Here is a 17,888-nt window from a genome sequence, read left to right on the forward strand (position 1 = left end):
GTACCAGTCGGAGGTGCGGTGCGAACAGACCCCGGAGGGATCGCTCTCACGCGACGCCCGCCACACACGGGCCGCGCGCTCGGTCTGCTGGCCGCCTTCGGCGTGCTCGTCTTCCTGTGCCTGCTGAGTGTCTGGCTGGGGTCGAAGGAGATCTCGTTCGACGCGGTCTGGCAGGTGCTGTGGCACAACGACGGCTCCGCGGACGCCGTGATCATCCACAGTGTCCGCCTGCCGCGCACGCTGCTCGCGGTGCTCGTGGGCGCCGGGCTCGGGCTCGCCGGCTGCGTGATGCAGGCGCTGACCCGCAACCCGCTGGCCGACCCCGGGCTGCTCGGCGTCAGCGCCGGGGCCGCGTTCGCCATCGTGTTCTCGATCACCGTGCTCGGCATCAGCTCCGCCTACGGCTACATCTGGTTCGCCTTCGCCGGCGCGCTGGCCGCGACCACCGTCGTCTACTTCCTGGGCACCCGCGGACGAGCCGGGTCGAGCCCGGTCAAGCTGGCGCTGGCCGGGGCCGCCGTCACGGCGTTGCTCGCCTCTTTCACCAGCGCGATGGTGCTGTCGGACCCGGTGGCGCTCAACCGCTACCGCTTCTGGTCGGCCGGCTCGCTCGCCGGGGTGGACGGCGGCGCGCTGCTGCAGGTCCTGCCGTTCCTCGTCGTCGGTGTGGTGCTGGCGATCGCGAGCGGCCCGGCGCTGAACAGCCTCGCGCTCGGGGACGACGTCGCCGTCGCGCTCGGCCGGAAGCTCGGCCCGCTGCGGCTGCGCGGCGCGCTGGCGATCACGCTGCTGACCGGCGCGGCCGTCGCCGTCGCCGGGCCGATCGTGTTCCTCGGGCTGATCGTCCCGCACGCGGTGCGGTTCGTCATCGGGCCGGACCACCGCTGGCTGCTGCCCTACACCGCGGTGCTCGCGCCGTGCCTGCTGCTGGCCGCCGACATCCTCGGCCGGATCCTGGCGCGCCCCAGCGAGATCCGGGCCGGGGTGATCGTCGCGTTCCTCGGCGCGCCGTTCTTCATCTACCTGGTCCGCCGGCGCAAGCTCGCGGAGGCGTGAGATGACCCAGCTCCACGTGCGGCGCGACCGGGTCACCTTCCGCCTCGCGAAACCGCCGGTGTCGGCCCGCGTCCGGCCGCGGCTGCTGATCGTCTGCCTCGTCCTCGCGGTGCTGACGTTCGTCCTGTTCTGCGTCGGCATGACGATCGGCGACGTCCCGATGAGCGTGTCCGACGTCCTTTCGGGCCTCTTCGGCGGCAGCGACAGCGGGAACGGCTACATCGTCCAGGAGCTGCGGCTGCCCCGGGCGCTCACCGGGCTGCTGGCCGGGATCGCGTTCGGCGCGTCCGGCGCGGTGTTCCAGACGATCACCCGCAACCCGCTGGCCAGCCCGGACATGATCGGCATCAACGCGGGTGCGGCCACCGCCGTGGTCGCCGGGATCTCGTTCGGCTTCGGCGGCGGCCTCGGCACGACGACGCTCGGTCTCCTCGGCGGCCTGGTCACCGCGCTGCTGGTGTACGCGCTCGCATGGCGGCGCGGGACCACCGGCTACCGGATCCTGCTGGTGGGCATCGGCATCTTCGCGATGTGCACCAGCCTGACCGACTACCTGCTCAGCAAGGCCCAGATCACCGAGGCGCAGGCGTCGATCGGGTGGATGGTCGGCAACCTCGCCAACCGCGGCTGGGAACACGTCGTGCCGCTGTTCGCCGCGCTGTGCGTGCTGCTTCCGCTGGTGCTGGCGCTCTCGCGGTGGATGAGCACGCTGTCGCTCGGCGACGAGGTAGCGGCCGGGCTCGGCACGCCGGTGCAGCCGGTGCGGCTCGGCCTGCTGCTGGCGGGCGCCGGGCTGGTCGCGTTCGCGACCGCGTCGGCGGGCCCGATCTCGTTCGTCGCGCTGACCGCGCCCCAGATCGCGCAACGGCTCGCGCGCCTGGCCGCCCCGCCGATCACGGCGTCCGCGCTCACCGGCGCGGTCGTGGTGCTGGGCAGCGACATCCTCGCGCGCGAGATCACGGCGTCCGCGCTGCCGGTCGGCATCGTCACCGGCGTGCTGGGCGCCCCGCTCCTGCTCTGGCTGCTGGCCAGGGCCAACCGATCCGGTTCCGGAGGCTGAGAAGATGACATCGGACGCACCCTCGCTGCGCGTCGAGGGGCTACGGGTCGCCTACGACGACCGGGTGGTCATCGACGGCCTCGACCTCGACCTCCCGCCGGGGGAGATCACCGCGATCATCGGCGCCAACGCGTGCGGGAAGTCGACGCTGCTGCGCACGATCGCCCGGCTGCTCACGCCGAAGTCGGGCGGGGTGTACCTGGACGGCCGCTCGATCCACGACCTGCCGACGCGCCAGGTCGCCCAGCGGCTCGGGATCCTCCCGCAGTCCCCGGTGGCGCCGGAAGGCATGACGGTCGCCGACCTGGTCGGCCGCGGCCGCGCCCCGCACCAGAGCTGGTGGCGGCAGTGGTCGACGTCCGACGAAGGCGCGGTGCAGGCGGCGCTGGAGGCGACGGAGATGACCGACCTCGCCGACCGCCCGGTCGACGAGCTTTCCGGCGGCCAGCGCCAGCGCGCGTGGATCGCGATGGCGGTCGCGCAGGGCACCCCCGTGCTCCTGCTGGACGAGCCCACGACCTACCTCGACCTGGCGCACCAGATCGACGTCCTCGACCTGGTCGTCGACCTCAACCGCGCCGAGGGCCGCACGGTCGTGATGGTGCTGCACGACCTCCCGCAGGCCTGCCGCTACGCCGACCACGTGATCGCGATGAAGGCCGGCCGTGTCGTGGCTTCGGGCAAGCCGGTCGAGGTAATCACCGAGGAGCTGGTGGAAGAGGTCTTCGACATCCGCTGCCAGGTGACCCCGGACCCGATCAGCGGGACGCCGATGGTTATCCCGGTCAGCCGTCACCACCCGGCGCCGGCCCAGACCTGAAGCGCCCCAATGTGGCCTTCGGTGCGTTCAACGCACCCAAGGCGGCCTTCGGTGCGTTGAACGCAACCAAGGCCGCCTTGGGGCGCTTCGACGTCAGCGGGCGCTGACCGCGTACTCCCCTTCGGGCGCGCGCACCACCCGGCGGTCCACAATGGACTGCAGGATCTCCCCCACCCGCACCGCGGTGTTCGACAGCAGTGACGACGTGATGCCGTGCGTGTGCTCCGTGCCGCCCTGCAGGTAGATCCCGCCGGCCAGAGCCGGTTCCGTCGTCAGCCGGTAGTCCCGCTCGACGCGCAGGCGGCCCGACTCGTCGCGCGCGCAGCGGGGGCCGAGCTCGCCGAGCAGCGGCGTCGGGTCCGCGGGGCGGTAGCCGGTCGCGTAGACGACCGCGTCGGCCTCCAGCGCCGTGCGCTCGCCCGTCGTCAGGGACTCGACCGTCGCCGTCACCGCGGTCCCGGTGTCGGTCACCTCGACCGGGCGGGAGACGTTGAACAGCCGCAGCCGCTCCACCCCCAGCACCTTCTCGCGGTACACGCGGCGGTAGAGCTCGTCGATCAGGTCGACGTCGACGGCCGAGTAGTTGGTCGCGCCGTGGTAGCGCATCAAGCGGTCCTTCACCGGCTCGTCCGCGGCGTAGAACTGGTCGACGGCCTCCGGGTCGAAGATCCGGTTGGCGAACGAGCTGTCGTCGGCCGGGCTGTAGCCGTAGCGCGCGAAGACCGCGCACACCTCGGCGTGCGGGAACTCGTCGTGCAGCAGCGCCGCGACCTCCGCCGCGCTCTGGCCGGCGCCGACCACGACGAACCGGCGCGGGTCGGTGCCGCGCATCCCCTCGACGCGGAACAGCAGCTCGCTGTTGTGCCAGACCCGCGCGCCCGCGGTGACGCCCTCGGGCAGCTGCGGCCGCAGGCCGGTGCCCATCACGAGGTTCCGGGCCCGCAGCGACGAGCCGTCGGAGGCCTCGACGTCGAAGTACACGACCTCCCCGCCGTCGTACACCGGCGTCACGGAGACGACCTCGGTGCCGTAGGAGACGACGTCGTCGACCTTCGCCGCGGCCCACTCGAAGTAGTCGTGGAACTCGACCCGCAGCGGGAAGAGGTTCTTGTGGTTGATGAAGTCGACCAGCCGCCCGACCGAGTGCAGGTAGTTGAGGAAGCTGAACTCGCTGGTCGGGTTGCGCATGGTGACGAGGTCCTTGAGGAACGACACCTGCATCGTCGCAGTGGTGATCAACATCCCGCGGTGCCAGCCGAACCGGGGTTGCCGCTCCAGGAAGTGCGCGGTCACCGGCCGGTCCGAACCGGCGTTGTGCTCGGCGAGCGCGATCGCGAGTGCGAGGTTCGACGGCCCGAACCCCACCCCGACGACGTCGTAGATCGGGACCTGTTCGCCGGCCTCTGCAGTCATGTTGCTCCCTAGCGCGTTCCGGTACCGTTCAGGGAACCCTAACCTAACTTAGGCGAGCCTCGCCTAGTACGTTCGTGGTGATGTTCGTCCCCGATCACGAAAGGGCACTCTCGCATGCGCGTGGCGATGTTCGGCTACCAGACCTGGGGGCACCGGACCCTGCAGGCGCTCATCGACGCCGGTCACGAGGTCGCCCTCGTGATCACGCACCCGAAGAGCGACCACGCCTACGAGCGGATCTGGGCCGACTCGGTCGCCGACCTCGCCGAGGCCCACGGCATCCGCGTCCTGCTGCGCACCCGCCCGGACGACGCCGAGCTGCTGGCCGAGCTGAAGGCGGCCGAGCTCGACCTGATCGTGGCGAACAACTGGCGCACCTGGCTGCCGCCGGAGATCTTCGAGCTGCCGCGCCACGGCACCCTCAACATCCACGACTCGCTGCTGCCGTCCTACGCGGGGTTCTCCCCGCTGATCTGGGCGATGATCAACGGCGAGCCCGAGGTCGGCGTCACCGCCCACATGATGGACGGCGAGCTCGACGCCGGCGACATCGTGCTGCAGCGTGCGATCCCGGTCGGGCCGGCCGACACCACGACCGACCTCTTCCACCGCACGGTCGACCTGATCGCGCCGATCACGGCCGAGGCCATCCAGCTCATCGAGACCGGCTACACGCCCGTGCCGCAGGACCGGACCAAGGCGAGCTTCTTCCACAAGCGCGCCAAACGCGACAGCCTCATCGACTGGACGGCGCCGCCCGCCGAGATCGAACGGTTCGTGCGCGCGCTGTCCGACCCGTACCCGAACGCGTTCGCCTACCACCGCGGCGAGGAGCTGCGCATCCTCGAGGCGTCGGTGTCCGAAGGCCACTACGGCGGCACACCGGGCCGCATCTTCATCAAGGAGGGTGACGGCGTCGTGATCGTCGCCGGCCCGGACGCCCGCCGCGGCCGGTCCCCCGGCCTGCGCGTCGAGCGGGTCCGGACCGCGGACGGCGCCGAGCTGGCCGCGCACGACTACTTCAAGACCATGGGCGGGTACCTCACCGACCGTCCCTGACCGGTCAGCGGGACATCTCTTGGCGGTCCGGCGCCGCCGCAGCAGGATGTCCCGCATGGCCGGGATCCGCTACCTCGAGGACCACCGCACCTGGGTGCTCACCGGGGAGTCGAGCACGTATGCGTTGCAGCTCGACGAAGACGACGTCCCGACCCACGTGTACTGGGGTCCGCTGCTGCCCGACGGCGACGTGCCCGAGGTCGCCGGGAAAACGCTTCCCCGGTGGGACGGCTTCAACGACCCGAACGAGGGACTCGACGAGCTCGCCGCCGACGGGGGCACCCGGTACTGGACACCGGCACTGCAGGTTCGGTTCGCCGACGGCGCCCGGGCCTTCGAATGGCGGTACGAGGGCCACGAGATCGCGCGCGGCCACCTGAGCGTCCGGTTCACCGACCGGCACTACCCGCTGCGGGTCACCCTCCACTACCGGCTGCGCGGCGACGTCGTCGAACGCTGGACCGAGCTGACGGCGGACACCGAGGTCGAGGTCGTCCGGGCCGACTCGGCGACCTGGGCGCTGCCGCTGTCCGACGACTACCGTCTCAGCCACGTCACCGGCCGCTGGGCCGCGGAGACCCAGCTGCACCGGGAAACCGTGCCGCACGGCGAAACCGTCTTCGCCAGCCGGCGCGGCATCACCGGCCACCACGCGAATCCCTGGGTCATGGTCGACGACGGCACCGCGACCGAGCGCCACGGCGAGGTCCACGGCGTCGCGCTGGCGTGGAGCGGGTCGTGGCGGCTGACCACCACCCGCTCGTCGACCGGGCGGCTGACAGTCAGCGGCGGGTTCGGGCAGGACGGCGTAGTCCACCGGGTCGGACCGGGGCGGCCGCTGACCACCCCGGTCGCCGCGGGCCTGTACACGCGCGGCGGTTTCGGCGCCGCGAGCCGCGCGTGGCACGCCTACGTCCTGCACCACGTCCTGCCCCACCCGGACGAACTGCGTCCGGTGCTCTACAACTCCTGGGAGGCCACGGGGTTCGACGTCAGCGAGGCCGGCCAGCGCGCGCTCGCCGAGCGAGCCGCCGCCCTCGGCGTCGAGCTGTTCGTCATGGACGACGGCTGGTTCGGGGCGCGCACCGGCGACCACGCGGGGCTCGGCGACTGGCACGTCAACCGCGAGCGCTTCCCCGACGGGCTGAAACCGCTGGTCGACGCCGTGCACGGGCTCGGCATGCAGTTCGGCATCTGGGTCGAGCCCGAAATGGTCAACCCCGACAGCGACCTCTACCGCGCGCACCCGGACTGGGTGCTGCACCACCCGCACCGGCGCCGCTCGCCGCTGCGCAACCAGCTCGTGCTCAACTTCGCGCGCGCCGACGTCGCGGCGTGGGCGCACGACTGGCTCGACCGGCTCGTCGGCGAGCACGGGGCCGACTTCCTCAAGTGGGACATGAACCGCCCGTTCAGCGAGGCGGGCTGGCCGGCCGACGCGGACCCCGATCGCCTGTGGACCGAGCACACCGAAGCGGTGTACACGCTCATGGACCGGCTGCGCGCGGACCACCCCGGGCTGCGGATCGAGGCGTGCGCGGGCGGTGGCGGCCGGATCGACCTCGGGGTGCTCGCCCGCGTCGACCAGGTCTGGACGTCGGACAACACCGACGCACTCGACCGGCTGCGGATCCAGCACGGGTACGGCCAGCTCTACCCGACGCGGGCGATGTCGGCCTGGGTGACCGACAACCCCAACTTCGTCACGGGCCGGTCGGCGCCACTGCGGTTCCGCTTCCACGTCGCGATGGCCGGGGTGCTCGGCCTCGGCGGTGACGTCGTCGGCTGGCCCGAGGCGGACCTCGCACTCGCCCGCGAGATGATCGCGCTGTACCGGGACATCCGGCCGGTGGTGCAGCACGGCTCGCTGTTCCGGCTGCGGCCGCCGTCCGGCGACGGAGTGGCCGCGCTCCAGTACGTCCTCGGTGACCGCGCGGTCGTCTTCGCCTATCGGCAGGCCGCGCACTTCAACGCGCCGGAGCGGCCGTTGCGGCTCGAGGGCCTCGATCCCGCTCACCGGTACCTCGATCCGGACTCGGGGACCACGCACAGCGGCGCGGTGCTGCTCGCCCACGGGCTGCCCCTCGGCTTGCCGACCGGCGATTTCTCCAGCGTTCTCCGCCGGTTGCAGCGAAAGATCTGATCTCTCGACGCCTCTCGCCGGAGTTCGACGGGATTCGACGCTTGACACCCGATCAGACGTCCGATCAAATGCGTCATACATCACATATGGTGGGTGGAGTTCGGGAGGAACGATGAGAAGGTCCCTGGCGCTGGGAGCGGTCGTGCTCCTGGCGGTGAGCGGGTGCTCGGTGGGCGCCGGCGCCGGCAGCGGCGACGGCGCGGAGATCACCTTCCTGACGTTCGAAACCCCGAACCTCACCCCGGCCTACTGGGACGCCGCCATCAAGCGCGTCACCGACAAGAACCCGGGCACCAAGGTCAAGAAGCTCGTCGCCCCGACCGCCGACGGCCGGACGTCGTACGCGAAGCAGCTGCTGCAGTCCGGCCAGTTCCCGGACGTGATGATCGCCGTCGACTCGGCGGGCTTCGCCGAAGCCGGCAACCTCTACGCCTGGACGCCGGACGAGCTCAAGGACTTCCAGTTCCCCGAGGCCAACCCCGTCAACGGCAAGTACTACCAGCTGCCGGCCAACACCCAGACCATCCCGCCGGTCTACTACAACAAGAAGATGTTCGCCGACGCGGGCATCCCCGCGACCCCGAAGACGTGGGACGAGCTCGTCACCGACGCCGGCAAGCTGAAGGACAAGGGGTACGCGCCGTTCACCATCGGCGGCGGCAAGGACGGCTTCCCGTCGTCGATGATCCTTTCCGGACTGGTCGGCACCGAGGTCTACAACACGACGCCGGACTGGCTCACCCAGCGCCGCCAGGACAAGGTGAAGTTCACCGACCCGGCGTTCCGGAAAGCGTTCGCCAAGCTGGCCGACCTCGCCGGCAAGGGGTACGTCGACAAGACCAGCGTTTCGCGCGACTACGCGGCGACCGAGCAGGCCTTCCTCGACGGCAAGAGCGCGATGTACCCGATGGGCAACTGGTTCGCCGCCAACGCCGACTCGAAGAAACACGACTTCGACATCGGCGTGTTCGACTTCCCCACCGAGGACGGGAAGCTCGTCGTCCCCGCCTACACCGGCGGCGGGATGATCGTGAACGCCAAGGCCGCGAACCTCGACGCCGCCAAGAAGTTCGCCCTCGGCTTCCAGCTCGACAAGGACCAGCTCGACGCGTCGGTCAAGGCCGACGGCCTGTTCCCGGCGATCAAGGGTTACACCCCGCCGGCCGGCGTCGGCCCGGTCTTCACGGCCGGCTACGACCTCTACACCCAGGCCGTGCGGCAGAACGCCGTCGTGCACGCCTTCCGCTGGGAGACCGCGGACGACGGCCTGTTGCCGGGGATGAAGGACAAGGTCGACCAGGCCGCCCAGGACGTCATCACCGGCCGCAAGTCCGTGGCCGACGCGTGTGCGTTCCTGGACACCGAATGGGCGAAGGCGGGCTGACGACCTTGACCGCCGTGGTCTCCCCGCCCGCCCCACCGAAGCCCCGCCGGGCGCCCGCCCGCGGCAGGCGGCGCAAGCCCGTCCTGCCGCGGGTGTGGCACTTCGCCTCGTTCGGCGCGCCCGGCGTGCTCGTGTACCTCTGTTTTGTGCTCGCGCCGATCCTGATCAGCTTCGGGTACAGCCTCACCAACTACAACCCGTTCAAGCCGCCGGTGAAGTTCGTCGGGCTGGAGAACTACCGGCTGCTGTTCACCGACGAGCAGTTCCTCACCGCGTTGAAGGTGACCACGATCCTGACGGTCGTCGTGGTGGTCGTGCCGAACGTCCTCGGTCTCGGCGTCGCGCTGCTGCTGGACCGGAAGGGCCGGCTCTACAACGCCTTGCGCAGCGTGTTCTTCACGCCGGTGATCCTCAGCTCGGTGGTCGTCTCGATCGTGTGGTCCCGGCTGCTCGACGACCAGGGCCCGCTCAACAACCTCCTGCGAGCGCTGGGGATCGAGCACCCGCCGGGCTGGCTGTCCGATCCGGACGTCGCGCTGTATTCGGTCGCCTCGATCGTGTGCTGGCAGATGCTCGGGTTCTGCGTCGTGGTCTACCTCGCCGGGCTGCAGGGCGTTCCGGCGGAGCTGCTGGAGGCCGCGGAGATCGACGGCGCCGGGCCGGTGCGCCGGTTCCGCGCGGTGACCTGGCCGCTGCTCGCGCCGTCGCTGACGATCACCACCGTCGTGCTGCTGATCTCGGCGTTCAAGACCTACGACTACGTCAAGGTGATCACCAACGGCGGCCCGGGCTCCGGGGCGACCGCGACGATCGCGTTCGACGTGCTGCAGACCGGGTTCGACGCCAACCACGTCGGGTACGCGTCGGCGATGGCCGTGCTGATGCTGGTGATCGTCGCGGTCGTGACCACCGTCGTGCTGAGCTTCCTGCGCCGCCGCGAGGTGGACCTGTGACGCGTTCCTGGCTGCGGCCCACGACCGCGCTCGTCGTCAGCGCCGTGTTCTTCGTGCCGCTGTACCTGGTGCTGGCCAACGTCTTCAAGCAGGGTGACCGGATCGCCGCGGAACCGGCGGCACTCCCCCTGCCGCCGACCCTGGCGAACATCCACGCCGTGCTGACCCGGCCGGACGGGCTGTTCTGGGTCAGCCTGACCAACAGCATCGTCGTCACGGTGCTGTCGATCCTCGTGCTCACCGTGCTTTCGGCGCTGCTCGGGCACTACCTCGCGCGGTCGGGCAAGCGGTGGACCCAGGCGCTGACGGTGGTGCTGCTGGCCGGGCTGATGATCCCGCCGCAGGTCATCCTCATCCCGATCACCGACGTCCTGCGCGTCACCCACCTGATGGCGACGCTGCAGGGGCTGGTCCTGTTCAACGTCGGGTACTACGTGCCGTTCGGCGTGTTCGTGTTCACCGGTTTCATCCGCGGCGTGCCGGTGGAGCTGGAGGAGGCGGCCCGGCTCGACGGCGCGAACCGCATGCAGGTGTTCTGGCGGGTGGTGTTCCCGCTGCTGCGCCCGGCGACGGCGTCGGTGCTGATCTTCCTCGGCGTGTGGATCTGGAACGACTTCATCGACCCGCTGATCATCCTCGGCCCGAGCCAGGGAACGACGATCACCACCGGCATCTACCGCTCGATCGGCCAGTACCAGGCCGACCTCGGGAGTGTGTTCGCGCTGATGTTCCTGGCGACGCTGCCGGTGCTGATCTTCTACCTGGCGTTGCAGAAGCAGTTCGTCAAGGGCCTGACGGGCGGTGCGACGAAGGGCTAGCGGAGGGGGACCGCCTCGGTGGTCAGGCTCTCGGCGATCCGGCGGTAGGTGGGGTGGTCCCGCGGCGCGGCCACGCCGTACACCGCTGACAGCACCTCGGCGAGGTCGGTCAGCAGGTCGGGCGCGGACAACCGGGGCGCGTCGTAGATCCGGCCGGAGGGCTTGAAGAACAGGCGGCAGGGCACGTCATCGCCCGCGCCGAGCCCGGGCTGCCGGTAGTCGACGGCCAGTTCGCGGCAGCCGACGCGGAGGAACGGGGTGCAGTCGGTACCCGGGCCTTCAGCGCGCCGATCCCCTTGGCTCGCAGCTCCGGCATGATGCCACTGCGGATGGCCCGGCCCTTCTCGCCGACCGCGGCCACGAGGATCGAGTTCGCCTCGTCGCCCCGGCCGAGCTGGCCCAGGAAGAACCGGGGCCGAGCCGCCCCTGGCCCGCTCCCGCCAGCCAGCGTTGAGCGGCATGGCGGGTGAAAACACGCCGGTGACGCGCACCGGCTCCGGGTTGCGAGGCGGGCGGTTCGACGGACCGAGCCGGGCCCGGAGCGATCAGCCCGGGCCGGTAAGGGTTGTCCACGCCGCCCATCCGCTCGACCGCCGAACGGGTGGTAGGTCGGCGGTGTGCCGGACGTCGTTACAGCGTCAGCCGATGCGGGCTCAGGTGAGGATCTTGACCATGGTGTCGGAGTCCGCAGAACCCGCGCCGACGATCTCGTAGCCTTCGGCAAGATACAGCCGCTGGGCGAAGTTCTTCCGTTCGACGCTGAGCCCGATCCGCCCGACTCCCGCTTCGACGGCGCGGGCTTCGATCGCCCGCAGCAATGCCCGCCCGACCCCGCGGCCACGCCACGCCGAGGCGACGCCGATCGTCAGCTCCGGGACGCCGGCCGCGACGAACCCGTATCCCGGTTCCTCGGCCGGAAAGAAGCGCAGCCAGGCCGCGCCGACGCGTTCGCCGTCCACCTCGGCGACCACGCCCAGGTCGTCTTCGCGCGGCCAGCCCGCGATGTAGTGCGCGGTGTTCGGCGCCGCCAGCACCCGCCGCCGGCTCTTCTTCTTCCACTCCGGCGACCAGTTCACCGCCGCCACGAGCATGTCGGCGAGGAAGTCGCCGTCTTCGCGAGCCGCTTCGCGGATCTTCACAGCTCGCGGACCTTGCCGCCGTCCACCTCGAGCCGGCGGGTGACGTGCACCGCGTCGAGCATCCGGCGGTCGTGCGTCACCAGCAGGAGCGTGCCCGGGTACTTGTCCAGCGCCGCCTCGAGCTGCTCGATCGCCGGCAGGTCGAGGTGGTTGGTCGGCTCGTCCAGCACCAGCAGGTTGACCCCGCGTGCCTGCAGCAGCGCGAGCGCCGCGCGGGTGCGCTCCCCCGGCGAAAGCGTCGCCGCGGACCGCAGCACGTGCGCGGCCTTGAGCCCGAACTTCGCCAGCAGCGTCCGGACGTCGGCGTCGGGCAGCTCCGGCACCTCGCGGGCGAACGCGTCCGCGAGCGGGACGTCGCCGAGGAACAGCTTCCGGGCCTGGTCGACCTCGCCGACCACCACGCCGGGCCCGAGCGCGGCATCACCTTCGTCGAGGGCGATCCGGCCGAGCATCGCGGCCAGGAGCGTCGACTTGCCGGAGCCGTTCGCGCCGGTGATGGCGACCTTGTCCGCCCAGTCGACCTGCAGGTCGACCGGCCCGAGCGTGAACCCGCCACGGCGGACGACCGCGCCGCGCAGGGTCGCGACCACCGCGCCCGCCCGCGGGGCCGCGGCGATCTCCATCCGCAGCTCCCACTCCTTGCGCGGCTCCTCGACGACGTCCAGGCGCTCGATCATGCGCTCGGTCTGACGCGCCTTCGAAGCCTGCTTCTCGGTGGCCTCGGTGCGGAACTTGCGGCCCACCTTGTCGTTGTCGGGCTGCTTCCGGCGGGCGTTCTTGACACCCTTCTCCATCCACGACCGCTGCATCCGCCCGCGCGCCTCGAGCGCGGACTTCGTCCCGGCGTACTCCTCGTACTCCTCGCGTGCGTGCCGCCGCGCGACCTCGCGTTCCTCGAGGTAGGCCTCGTAACCACCGCCGTAGACGTTCACCTGCTGCTGCGCGAGGTCCAGCTCGACGACGCGGTCGACGGTCCGGGCGAGGAACTCACGGTCGTGGCTGACCAGGACGGTCGCCGAGCGCAGCCCGGACACGAACCGCTCCAGCCGGGCCAGGCCGTCCAGGTCGAGGTCGTTGGTCGGCTCGTCGAGCAGGAAGACGTCGTAGCGGCTCAGCAGCAGCGATGCGAGCCCGGCGCGCGCGGCCTGGCCGCCCGAGAGCGACGTCATCGGCTGGTCGAGATCGACGGCGAGCCCGAGGTCGGCGGCCACCTCCGCGGCCCGGTCGTCGAGGTCGGCGCCGCCGAGGGCGAGCCACCGGTCGAGCGCGGCGGCGTACCGGTCGTCCGCGCCGGCTTCGCCCGCGGTGAGGGCTTCGGTCTCGTGGTCGAGCTCCGCCTGGGCCGTCGCCACGCCGGTGCGGCGCGCCAGGAACCCTCGCACCGACTCGCCTTCGCGCCGCTCGGGCTCCTGCGGCAGGTGCCCGACGGTGGCGGTCGGCGGGTTCAGCCGGATCTCGCCGCCGTCGGGATTCGCGAGCCCGGCCAGCGTCCGCAGCAGCGTCGACTTGCCGGCGCCGTTGACCCCGACCAGGCCGACGACGTCGCCCGGCGCGACCACGAGATCGAGGCCGGAGAAGAGGATGCGGTCACCGTGGCCCGCGGCCAGGTCCTTCGCGACGAGAGTTGCGCTCATGAGGTAGCCGAGTCTACGGGCACGTGGTGAACTGTCAGATCAAGGTCAAAGCCACCGACGGTGTGTGTCCGGTGGCGCTTTGATCACTGAGTGTGGGTAACCTGTTCGGTTGTCGATACCCCCCGTGCAGTGAGGTTGGTGAACACAGATGGGCGAATCCGCTCCCCCGGTCACCCTCGGCCGCAGGCCGAAACCGAGGGAAGGCCGCCCGTCCGTGCCCCGGCCGCAGGTCAGCCGCCGGCGCGAGGTCAGCCACGCCAGCGCCCGGTCGCTGCTGATGACCGTGCTCGGCGAGTACGCCCTGCCGCGCGACACCCCGGTCTGGACGTCGATGCTGGTCGAGGTGCTCGGCATGCTCGACATCGAGGAGAAGTCGGCGCGGCAGGCCCTGGCCCGGTCCGCGGCCGAGGGCTGGGTGGTCTCCGAGCGCGTCGGCCGCCGGGTGCGCTGGTCGCTCACCCCGCCGGGCCGCCGGCTGCTGACCGAGGGCGCCGACCGGATCTACGCGTTCGGCCGGGAGGAACGCCGCTGGGACGGCCACTGGCTGATGCTCATCGTCTCGGTGCCCGAGGCCAAGCGTGACCTGCGTCACCGGCTGCGCACCCGGCTGACCTGGGCGGGCTTCGGCTCGCCGGTGGCCGGGGTGTGGGTCAGCCCGGACCGCAGCCGCCAGCGGGAGGCCCAGCAGATCGTCAACGAGCTCGGCCTCGACGCCCAGGCGATGTCGTTCACCGCGGCGTACGGCGAGATCGGCGAGCAGGAGTCCATGGTCGCCCGGTCGTGGGACCTGACCGAGCTGAAGGACCGCTACGAGGACTTCATCGACCGGTTCACCGGCCTGCACCCGACCGGCGGCCGCGCGGTGCTGCGGGCGCAGACCGAGCTGGTGCACGAGTGGCGGCGGTTCCCGTTCCTCGACCCGCAGCTGCCCGCCGAGCTCCTGCCGGCGAAGTGGAGCGGGACGAAAGCGGCGGAGCTGTTCCATCACAAACACGTCGACTGGCGCCCCGAGGCCCAGCAGTATTGGGACGACATCGTCGAAGCCGAAGAAGCAGGGTGAACATGACTCAGCAGGTCCGCCTCGATCGTGACGGCGGGCTCGCCGTCCTGACCGTCGACGCCCCGCCGTTGAACCTGTACACGGCTTCGCTGCAGACCTCGCTGGCGTCGGCGATCGGCTCCCTCGAAGAATCCCCCGCGCGGGCGCTGCTGATCCGCGCCGAGGGCAAGATCGTCAGCGGCGGCGTCGACGTCTCGCTGTTCGACGCCCAGGGCTCGCCCGCCGAGGCGAAGGTGCTGTTCGACGAGATGCTGGCGGTGCCCGACCGGATCGCCGCGCTGCCCTTCCCGACCGTGTTCGCCGCGCACGGCCTGTGCCTGACCTGGGCTTTCGAGGTCGCCGTGGCCTGTGACCTCATCCTCGCCGCTTCGCGCGCGAAGTTCGGGCTGGTCGAGAAGGTCGTCGGCCTGACCCCGACCATGGGCGGCACCCAGCGGCTCGCCGCGCGGGCGGGTGTCGGCCGCGCGAAGGAGTTCGTCATGACCGGCGACACCTACGACGCCGCGACGCTCGAGCGCTGGAACGTCGTCAACCGCGTCCTGCCGGACGAGGGTTTCGACGACGCCGCCCGGGCGTTCGCCGCGCGGCTGGCGTCCGGTCCGACCCAGGCCCACGCGGCGACCAAGCGCGTCCTCGACCACTTCTCCGCCGGCGGGGTGCCCGAAGCCAACGCGCACATCACTTCGATCGCCGCGTCGCTGTTCGAGACCGAGGACCTTCGCAACGCCGTGAAGTCGTTCCTCGCCGACGGACCGGGGAAAGCGACCTTCACCGGACGGTGAAACCTCCGTTCGGACAACGGCTTCGGCCGTTCGGGCGCGCACCCGTTTCGTCTTGATCGATGTGGTCTAGACCGGTTATCCGGTGCGGGTTACATTCGGACATGGTCTAGACCACAGTCCGTCAGCTTCGTGCCGCTTGGAGAACCGCCATGAGACGCACTCCCGCACGACTACGCTCCGCGCTCGCCGCCGTACTGATCGCGGTCGGCGGCGTCGCCGCGTTCGCGCCACCCGCCGCCGCAGCCGGTTCGCTGACCGCCACCCTGGCGATGAGCGGCACCACCGGCACCTACACCGTCGCCAACACCGGAACCGCGTCGGTGAGCAACTGGGCGATCACCTTCACCCTGCCCGCCGGTGTCACCGCCGGCACCGGCGAAAACGGCACGGTGACCCAGGACGGCACCCAGGTCACGCTCACCCCGGCGTACTACATCGCGACCCTCGCGCCGGGCCGCACCACCTACCCGTACAGCCCGACCTTCCGCCTCAGCGCCGCGGCGACGCCGGCGCAGTGCCGCGTCGACAACGCCAACTGCGACGGTTCACCGGACACACCCCCGAGCGCGCCGGCGAACCTGCGCCTGGTCGCGAAGACGACCAAGGCCGTCTCGCTGGCCTGGAACACCTCGGCTGCCGGCTCGCTGCCGGTCACCGGCTACGACGTCTACCAGGGGACTTCCCTGGCCGCGTCGGTGACCGGGACCAGCGCGACGATCAGCGGGCTGGCACCGGGCACCGCGTACTCGTTCACGGTGAGGGCCAAGGACTCGAAGGGGACGAGGTCCCCGGCGAGCGCGGCACTGGCCGTGACGACGAACAACCCGGCCGACGACACTTCGCCGCCGTCCGCGCCCGGTTCGCTGCGCTCGACCGCCGCCGACGCGACCTCGGTGTCGCTCACGTGGGCCGCGTCGACCGACAACACCGGCGTCGTCAGCTACGACGTCTACCGCGGTTCCACTTTGGCCACGACGGTGACCACGACGTCCGCGGTCGTGACCGGGCTGGCACCGTCCACTTCGTACACTTTCACGGTGCGAGCCCGGGACGGTTACGACAACGTGTCCGCGCCGAGCAACGCCGTCACCGCGAAGACCGGCGACATCGTCGCGGGGTACGCGAAGGTCGGGTACTTCGTGCAGTGGGGCATCTACGGGCGCCAGTACTTCGTGAAGAACCTCGAAACGACCGGCGCGGCGGCGAAGCTGACGCACCTGCTGTACGCGTTCGAGAACATCGACCCGGTGAACCTGACGTGCCTCTCCGGCGTCACGAAGGGCACCACGGCGAACCCGCAGGACCCGAGCCAGGGTGACGGCGCGGGTGACGCCGAAGCGGACTACTCGCGGCCGTTCGCGGCGGCGCAGTCCGTCGACGGCGTGGCCGACACGGGCTGGGAGTCGTTGCGCGGCAACTTCAACCAGCTGAAGAAGCTCAAGGTGAAGCACCCCAACCTGAAGGTGCTGGTCTCGCTCGGCGGCTGGACGTACTCGAAGTACTTCTCCGACGTCGCGGCCACGGACGCCTCGCGCAAGAAGTTCGTCTCGTCGTGCATCGACACGTGGATCAAGGGCAACATCGCGTCCTACGGCGGCGCGGGCGGCCCGGGCACCGCGGCCGGGATCTTCGACGGCATCGACATCGACTGGGAGTGGCCCGGCAGCGCCGACGGTCATCCCGGCAACCACTGGAGCCCGAACGACAAGAACAACCTGACGGCGCTGATGGCCGAGTTCCGCACGCAGCTCGACGCGTACGGCGCGACCACCGGCAAGCGCTACCAGCTGCAGGCGTTCACGCCGGCGGACCCGGCCAAGGTGACCGCCGGGTGGGACCTGTCGAAGATCTTCTCCTACCTGGACGTCGCGAACGTGCAGGGGTACGACTTCCACGGCTCGGGCAGCGACAACTCGTGGGAGCCGAACCGCACGGGCCACCAGGGCAACCTGTACGCCGACGCGGACGACCCGTACAACTTCCACTTCAGCGCGGAAGCCGCGATCAACGCGTACACGAACGCAGGCGTCGATCCACGGCGACTGACGCTCGGGCTGGCGTTCTACGGCCGGGGCTGGCAGGGCGTCGCCGACGGCGGGAAGCACGGCGAATGGCAGTCCGCGACCGGCGCGGCGCCGGGCCAGTTCGCCGAGGAAGCGGGCACGCGGGGTTATGCGAACCTGCTCGCGAGCGTGCCCGCGTGCACGGTCTACCACGACACGGCGGCGGTGGCGACGTCGTGCTTCACCGGCAACGGCGGCCAGTGGTGGACCTACGACGACGCGTGGTCGATCGGGTTGAAGACCACGTGGCTGAAGCAGCGCGGACTGCTCGGCGTGATGGCGTGGGAGATGTCGGGTGACAACGGGACGTTGATGAACGCGGTCAGCGCGGGTCTCGGCTAGCGGTCACCGGATTCAGCCCGCTGAACGGAAAACGCCTTCCGTTCAGCGGGCTGAACATTTCCCGGTTCTTTTATTCAGAACCCGAAGAAAGGGCTTCCCGAGCCTTGACGGACAGTGGTCTGGACCATGAAACTACAGACGCAGCCGCGCGCTGGTGACCCA

Annotated in this window: 15 protein-coding genes; 11 read left to right on the plus strand and 4 right to left on the minus strand. The window is 70.8% G+C overall.

Annotation, left to right across the window (positions count from 1 at the left end; genetic code table 11):
* The first annotated feature begins 18 nt into the window (after window positions 1–18).
* From ACZ61C_RS11270 to ACZ61C_RS11280, 3 genes are read left to right on the plus strand one after another with little or no spacing between them, the layout of a single operon-like run.
* Entirely contained in the window at window positions 19–1,056 is a 1,038-nt protein-coding gene (locus ACZ61C_RS11270; protein ID WP_465305392.1) for a FecCD family ABC transporter permease, read from the plus strand.
* A gap of 1 nt (window position 1,057) precedes the next feature.
* A complete protein-coding gene (locus tag ACZ61C_RS11275; protein ID WP_465305394.1) occupies window positions 1,058–2,116 on the plus strand; it encodes a FecCD family ABC transporter permease in 1,059 nt (352 codons plus the stop codon).
* Between the two features lie 4 nt (window positions 2,117–2,120).
* On the plus strand, window positions 2,121–2,936 hold the full coding sequence (locus ACZ61C_RS11280; RefSeq protein WP_465305396.1) for an ABC transporter ATP-binding protein: 816 nt from the start codon (window positions 2,121–2,123) through the stop codon (window positions 2,934–2,936).
* Window positions 2,937–3,029: 93 nt separating this feature from the next.
* Here ACZ61C_RS11280 and ACZ61C_RS11285 read toward each other — a convergent pair whose 3' ends face one another.
* Window positions 3,030–4,349, minus strand: a complete 1,320-nt coding sequence (locus tag ACZ61C_RS11285; RefSeq protein WP_465305398.1) for a lysine N(6)-hydroxylase/L-ornithine N(5)-oxygenase family protein — start codon at window positions 4,347–4,349, stop codon at window positions 3,030–3,032.
* A 114-nt stretch (window positions 4,350–4,463) separates the two neighbouring features.
* Here ACZ61C_RS11285 and ACZ61C_RS11290 point away from each other — a divergent pair, with 114 nt between their 5' ends.
* The 5 genes from ACZ61C_RS11290 to ACZ61C_RS11310 all read left to right on the plus strand — a co-directional run bounded on the left by ACZ61C_RS11290 (window position 4,464) and on the right by ACZ61C_RS11310 (window position 10,706).
* Window positions 4,464–5,408 carry a methionyl-tRNA formyltransferase gene (locus tag ACZ61C_RS11290; RefSeq protein WP_465305400.1) on the plus strand — a complete coding sequence of 315 codons (945 nt, stop codon included), beginning with the start codon at window positions 4,464–4,466 and terminating at the stop codon, window positions 5,406–5,408.
* 55 nt (window positions 5,409–5,463) lie between these two features.
* A complete protein-coding gene (locus tag ACZ61C_RS11295; RefSeq protein WP_465305402.1) occupies window positions 5,464–7,551 on the plus strand; it encodes an alpha-galactosidase in 2,088 nt (695 codons plus the stop codon).
* Window positions 7,552–7,663: 112 nt separating this feature from the next.
* Window positions 7,664–8,935, plus strand: a complete 1,272-nt coding sequence (locus tag ACZ61C_RS11300) for an ABC transporter substrate-binding protein (RefSeq protein WP_465305404.1) — start codon at window positions 7,664–7,666, stop codon at window positions 8,933–8,935.
* A complete protein-coding gene (locus ACZ61C_RS11305; protein ID WP_465305406.1) occupies window positions 8,917–9,888 on the plus strand; it encodes a carbohydrate ABC transporter permease in 972 nt (323 codons plus the stop codon). The genes ACZ61C_RS11300 and ACZ61C_RS11305 overlap by 19 nt, the downstream gene beginning before the upstream one ends.
* Window positions 9,885–10,706 (plus strand): carbohydrate ABC transporter permease, encoded by an 822-nt coding sequence (locus tag ACZ61C_RS11310; protein ID WP_465305408.1) that lies wholly within the window; start codon window positions 9,885–9,887, stop codon window positions 10,704–10,706. Before ACZ61C_RS11305 ends, ACZ61C_RS11310 begins: the two co-directional genes overlap by 4 nt.
* On the opposite strand, the gene ACZ61C_RS11315 is transcribed toward ACZ61C_RS11310, so the two are convergent.
* The 3 genes from ACZ61C_RS11315 to ACZ61C_RS11325 form a co-directional block, all read right to left on the minus strand.
* Window positions 10,703–10,891 (minus strand): hypothetical protein, encoded by a 189-nt coding sequence (locus ACZ61C_RS11315; RefSeq protein ID WP_465305410.1) that lies wholly within the window; start codon window positions 10,889–10,891, stop codon window positions 10,703–10,705. The genes ACZ61C_RS11310 and ACZ61C_RS11315 overlap by 4 nt on opposite strands.
* 468 nt (window positions 10,892–11,359) lie before the next feature.
* Window positions 11,360–11,845 (minus strand): GNAT family N-acetyltransferase, encoded by a 486-nt coding sequence (locus ACZ61C_RS11320; protein WP_465305412.1) that lies wholly within the window; start codon window positions 11,843–11,845, stop codon window positions 11,360–11,362.
* Window positions 11,842–13,479, minus strand: coding sequence for an ABC-F family ATP-binding cassette domain-containing protein (locus ACZ61C_RS11325; RefSeq protein ID WP_465305414.1), 1,638 nt, complete (start codon window positions 13,477–13,479; stop codon window positions 11,842–11,844). Before ACZ61C_RS11325 ends, ACZ61C_RS11320 begins: the two co-directional genes overlap by 4 nt.
* 148 nt (window positions 13,480–13,627) lie before the next feature.
* On the opposite strand from ACZ61C_RS11325, the gene ACZ61C_RS11330 reads away from it, so the two are divergent.
* The 3 genes from ACZ61C_RS11330 to ACZ61C_RS11340 all read left to right on the plus strand — a co-directional run bounded on the left by ACZ61C_RS11330 (window position 13,628) and on the right by ACZ61C_RS11340 (window position 17,726).
* The gene (locus tag ACZ61C_RS11330) at window positions 13,628–14,539 is read left to right on the plus strand and encodes a PaaX family transcriptional regulator (RefSeq protein WP_465305416.1); all 912 of its coding nucleotides are present in this window, start codon (window positions 13,628–13,630) and stop codon (window positions 14,537–14,539) included.
* Between the two features lie 2 nt (window positions 14,540–14,541).
* Window positions 14,542–15,321: an enoyl-CoA hydratase/isomerase family protein gene (locus ACZ61C_RS11335; protein WP_465305418.1), complete on the plus strand. Its 780-nt coding sequence runs from the start codon at window positions 14,542–14,544 to the stop codon at window positions 15,319–15,321.
* 149 nt (window positions 15,322–15,470) lie between these two features.
* Window positions 15,471–17,726 carry a glycosyl hydrolase family 18 protein gene (locus ACZ61C_RS11340; protein WP_465305420.1) on the plus strand — a complete coding sequence of 752 codons (2,256 nt, stop codon included), beginning with the start codon at window positions 15,471–15,473 and terminating at the stop codon, window positions 17,724–17,726.
* Window positions 17,727–17,888: the final 162 nt, after the last annotated feature.

Source organism: Amycolatopsis sp. NPDC104587 (genome assembly GCF_055583645.1).

Excerpts from the sequence above, each read along its gene's own strand:
- ACZ61C_RS11275 (WP_465305394.1), top strand. The coding sequence starts at position 1,058 with ATGACCCAGCTCCACGTGCGGCGCGACCGGGTCACCTTCCGCCTCGCG.
- ACZ61C_RS11280 (WP_465305396.1), top strand. The coding sequence starts at position 2,121 with ATGACATCGGACGCACCCTCGCTGCGCGTCGAGGGGCTACGGGTCGCC.
- ACZ61C_RS11285 (WP_465305398.1), bottom strand. The coding sequence starts at position 4,349 with ATGACTGCAGAGGCCGGCGAACAGGTCCCGATCTACGACGTCGTCGGG.
- ACZ61C_RS11290 (WP_465305400.1), top strand. The coding sequence starts at position 4,464 with ATGCGCGTGGCGATGTTCGGCTACCAGACCTGGGGGCACCGGACCCTG.
- ACZ61C_RS11295 (WP_465305402.1), top strand. The coding sequence starts at position 5,464 with ATGGCCGGGATCCGCTACCTCGAGGACCACCGCACCTGGGTGCTCACC.
- ACZ61C_RS11300 (WP_465305404.1), top strand. The coding sequence starts at position 7,664 with ATGAGAAGGTCCCTGGCGCTGGGAGCGGTCGTGCTCCTGGCGGTGAGC.
- ACZ61C_RS11305 (WP_465305406.1), top strand. The coding sequence starts at position 8,917 with ATGGGCGAAGGCGGGCTGACGACCTTGACCGCCGTGGTCTCCCCGCCC.
- ACZ61C_RS11325 (WP_465305414.1), bottom strand. The coding sequence starts at position 13,479 with ATGAGCGCAACTCTCGTCGCGAAGGACCTGGCCGCGGGCCACGGTGAC.
- ACZ61C_RS11330 (WP_465305416.1), top strand. The coding sequence starts at position 13,628 with ATGGGCGAATCCGCTCCCCCGGTCACCCTCGGCCGCAGGCCGAAACCG.
- ACZ61C_RS11335 (WP_465305418.1), top strand. The coding sequence starts at position 14,542 with ATGACTCAGCAGGTCCGCCTCGATCGTGACGGCGGGCTCGCCGTCCTG.
- ACZ61C_RS11340 (WP_465305420.1), top strand. The coding sequence starts at position 15,471 with ATGAGACGCACTCCCGCACGACTACGCTCCGCGCTCGCCGCCGTACTG.